The 3,688-nt window shown below is 59.7% G+C and carries 3 protein-coding genes and 1 pseudogene; all 4 read right to left on the reverse strand.

Annotated features, from left to right (window positions below):
• A pseudogene (locus M0974_RS30160) lies at positions 1-250 on the reverse strand (MFS transporter); the annotation flags it as partial.
• Complete coding sequence (locus M0974_RS30165) at positions 234-1,976, reverse strand: FAD-dependent oxidoreductase (protein ID WP_297845574.1); 1,743 nt, start codon at positions 1,974-1,976, stop codon at positions 234-236. The pseudogene M0974_RS30160 and the gene M0974_RS30165, both read right to left, overlap by 17 nt.
• A complete protein-coding gene (locus M0974_RS30170; protein ID WP_297845576.1) occupies positions 1,973-2,782 on the reverse strand; it encodes an SDR family NAD(P)-dependent oxidoreductase in 810 nt (269 codons plus the stop codon). Before M0974_RS30170 ends, M0974_RS30165 begins: the two co-directional genes overlap by 4 nt.
• A gap of 43 nt (positions 2,783-2,825) precedes the next feature.
• Positions 2,826-3,688 (reverse strand): DUF1329 domain-containing protein (locus M0974_RS30175; RefSeq protein WP_297845578.1); only part of this gene is annotated, 863 nt, incomplete at its 5' end.

Genomic DNA, 3,688 nt, shown 5'->3' on the forward strand with positions numbered 1-3,688 from the left:
GCCAGCCCGCCAGTTGGAAGGCCACCACTGAACTGGCGTACTGAAATGCGGCCGCGGACTGAATCTCCCCGCGTGACCAACCAAACGCTTCCTGCAATGGCAGCACCAACGTCCCGAAGGCGTAGATCGGTGCAACACCCACCGAAGTGGCAATGCCTATCAGCGCGAGGATCAGGACCCTCCAGCCCTGCCCGAACTCAGCCCAGTCGACCGCGATCGAAATCTTGGGTTTGTCAGTGGACGTGACCATCGAGCGACTCCTTTTCTTGTTTTTGTGAGGCCGGCGGGGGAGGTGCGGTTATTCCTTCCATCGCCAGGTGCATTCCAGCGAGATAACCGAAGGTCAGACTCAAGGTGTTGTTGGCGCCATTGCCCGGCGCACGACCGCGCCATAGTGAGTTCATGTCCAGGCCAACCGCATGCAGGCCAGGGATCGGTTGGTCATGGGTGTCTAGTACTCGGGCTTTTTGATCGATGCGCAGACCGACGGTGGTGGTTGAATCGCCGGGAAAAATCTTCACTGCGTAAAACGGGCCATCGCTGATCGGCCCCAGACATGGATTGGGTTTATGTGCTGGATCACCCAGAGGTAGATCGCCCTTGTCGCGACCGCGGTGGAAGTCGTCATCCACCCCCGTTATTGCCTGGGCATTGAAGCGGGTCACGCTTGCCAGCAGGTTATCGGGGCTCACACCGATGAGTATCGCGAGAGCTTCCAGCGTTGGTGCTACGAGAATGTAACCAGCGCCGATCAACCGCTTCAGCCCCCAACCACCGGGTCGCACCAAACCCAGACCGTACTTCTTGATGAATCGATGGTCGCAGATCAAATGCGCCGGTACCGAGCCGGTCCGGTGCATCGCCTCTACAAGGTTGGTGGTTGCTTCATTGCCGAAACGCTGGCCCTGCTGATTGACGGCGATGCACCCCGGTTTGCCACGGTCCATGTATAAATGCGGAAATTTACGCAACTTGCCATTGGCCTGCCGTAATACCGAGACCACGACCCACCCGGCATTGCTCAGGTTATCTCCATCGAAGCGTCCCCCCACGCTTTGTGCCTGCTGCAGCCCGTCGCCGGTATTGCCTTCTGGCACCAGCGAAACGTGGTGCTCGGCAAACGGAAAATACTGCCGACGCATCACCTCGTTGGCGGAAAAACCGCCCGTGGCCAGTACCACCCCGCGTCGTGCACGGATTTCGATGGGCTGTCCTTCTCGCAGTGCAACCACACCTTTGATCGCCCCACCTTCACTGATCAACTCCAGCATCGGCGTGTCCTTCCACAACTCGACGCCGGCATCCAGTGCTGAGCGCAGTAATCTGCCCGCCATCGCGTTACCCATTGTCAAGCGCGTGCCTCGCGGGTGACGCAGACGGTCGAAGGCGAAGCGCAGCGCCAGCCTGGCGATATGTTTAAAGGAGCTGAAAGATTGAGTGACCCGCGTGATATGCGGCATGTCGGCAATCGAGAACATCATCCCGCCCGGCGCGTTGAACTCAGTCAGCGGCGGCCGTAATTGTGGGAAATAGTCTTCCAACTCGCGACCGTCGAATTCCACCGGACACAGCAATCGCCCATCAGTCGACGCCCCGAGGACGTGCGGATGCCAATCGGCGAAACCGCGCTGCACGGCAAACCGTACGCAAGTGTGATCATGCAGGTAATCAACCATGCGTGGCGCGGCATCGATGAATGCACGCAGCAAATCCCTACGCACGGTCGGCCCCACTACTTCCTCGGCATACTGCAACGCCAACTGAGGGTCATCAATGAGCCCGGCTTCGCTGGCGAGGCTGTTGCACGGCACCCAAACTCCACCTCCGGACAGCGCAGTAGTGCCACCGAAATACTCGGTCTTTTCCAGCAGCAGCACGCGCATTCCCTGAGTGGCGGCAACTACGGCTGCGGTCAGGCCCGCACCGCCGGACCCGACCACTACGACATCGGTTTCAATAGTTTGCTTGTCGGTCATTGCGTCGATTCCTTTCCCCGCGGGTGCAGATTCGCTTCGGCGTAGTGCGGTTGGCAGCTGTTCTTGCCTCCGTTGATTTCGATGCATTCGCCGGTGATGTAGCCCGACTCGTCCGACGCCAGAAATGCGGTCAGCGCCGCGATATCTTCGGGCGTGCCCAAGCGCGGTGTGAGTACGTAATGGCTGGCAATCGCCAGGATATCCGGGGCAGTGGCGCGCATAGCCGGCGTGACAATGACCCCCGGTGCGATGGCGTTGCAGCGCACACCTTGGCGGCCATACTGCGCAGCGATGTAACGGCTCATATTGATCACCGCTGCCTTGCTGGTGCCGTAGGCGATGCGCACTCTGTCACCGCGTAAGCCCGAGCCCGACGCCGTATTGATGATCGATCCGCCGCCGGTTTTGATCATGTGCGCAATGGCGAAGCGGCAACTGAGCATGTAGCCGGTCAGATTCACGTCGAGGGTCTTGTGCCAGATATCCAGCGGGATCTCCAGCAAGCTCAGGTCTTGACCGTGCGTCTCGGGATCGGTGATGGCGGTGTTGTTGTGCAGAATGTCCAGCCGACCGAAGTGCCGCACCGTTTGCTCGACCATGGCCTCGATACTGCCGGCATCGGCGGCGTCGAACCAGACCGCCAGGCCGTTGCCACCCAGTGCCGCCGCAGCGCGTTCGGCGGCTTGCAAGTTGATGTCGGCGCACACTACTTTCGCGCCTTCGCTTGCCAGTCGCAGGGCGGTCGCGGAACCAATCCCGCCGCCGCCACCAGTGATGATTGCCACTTTGCCTTCTAGTCGCTTCATCGTATGTCCTCATGCCGTTCGGGGTTCATCGGTAAGCAGCGGCTCAACGCTGGGTCTCTCTGGCGACGATGGCTTCGGGGTTCATCGCCACGTTAGGCGGCGCCTGGTTGACGAAGGTCATGCTTCCGATGAGGAAATCGTTGATGACGCCGTACATGTTTTTGTTGAAGTCGAAGATGGCGTTCTTGGTCGCGTATGGAATGTCCTTGTCGTAGATCTGCACCCCGGCCATGTACATCGAGCGGTACAAGTGGCCTTGCTGATCCCAAGCGTCATACAGTCCGGCGCCGAAGGTGTCTTCGTCGATGTAGTAGCGACGCTTGTTGTAAACGTGGCGCATGCCGGGCTTGAGGGTCGCTTCCACCACATAGACGCGATGCAGTTCCCAGCGCTCGACTGCCGGGTTGACGTGGTTCTTCATGAATTGCTCGGCGGGCTTGATGCCGAAGTACCACTTGTAGGCGTTGTACGGGATGTACATCTCCTGGCGACCGACCAGTTTGAAATCGAAACGGTCCTGACTGCCGCAAAACATCTGCAGTTCGTCGAACAGGGTCACACCGCCCTGACTGGCGACTGGCGTGTCATAGGCGAACTCTGGCGCGAGCTTGACCCTCCGTTGTCCCGGCGAATAGCTCCAGGCACGACGTGGTTTCTGGGTCGGATCAAGGAAATCAGAGATACCGCTCATCTCACCAGCACGCCGCGCAGGCTCGGTATTGATGGTCCACACGCGGGTGTAGACGCCGGGGTCGCGATCAGTGAGCTGGGTCTGGTAATAGGGGGACTCTTCGTAGCCCTCCTGCTGTGCGGCTTTGGTTATGCTGCCGTTGGCGTCGACAATCCAACTGGTGTGGCGGTCCGCCATGCCGGTCGGACCGGTCTTGTAGCGTAACAATTGGTTCC

The organism is Pseudomonas sp., assembly GCF_026224925.1.
GTDB lineage: Bacteria > Pseudomonadota > Gammaproteobacteria > Pseudomonadales > Pseudomonadaceae > Aquipseudomonas.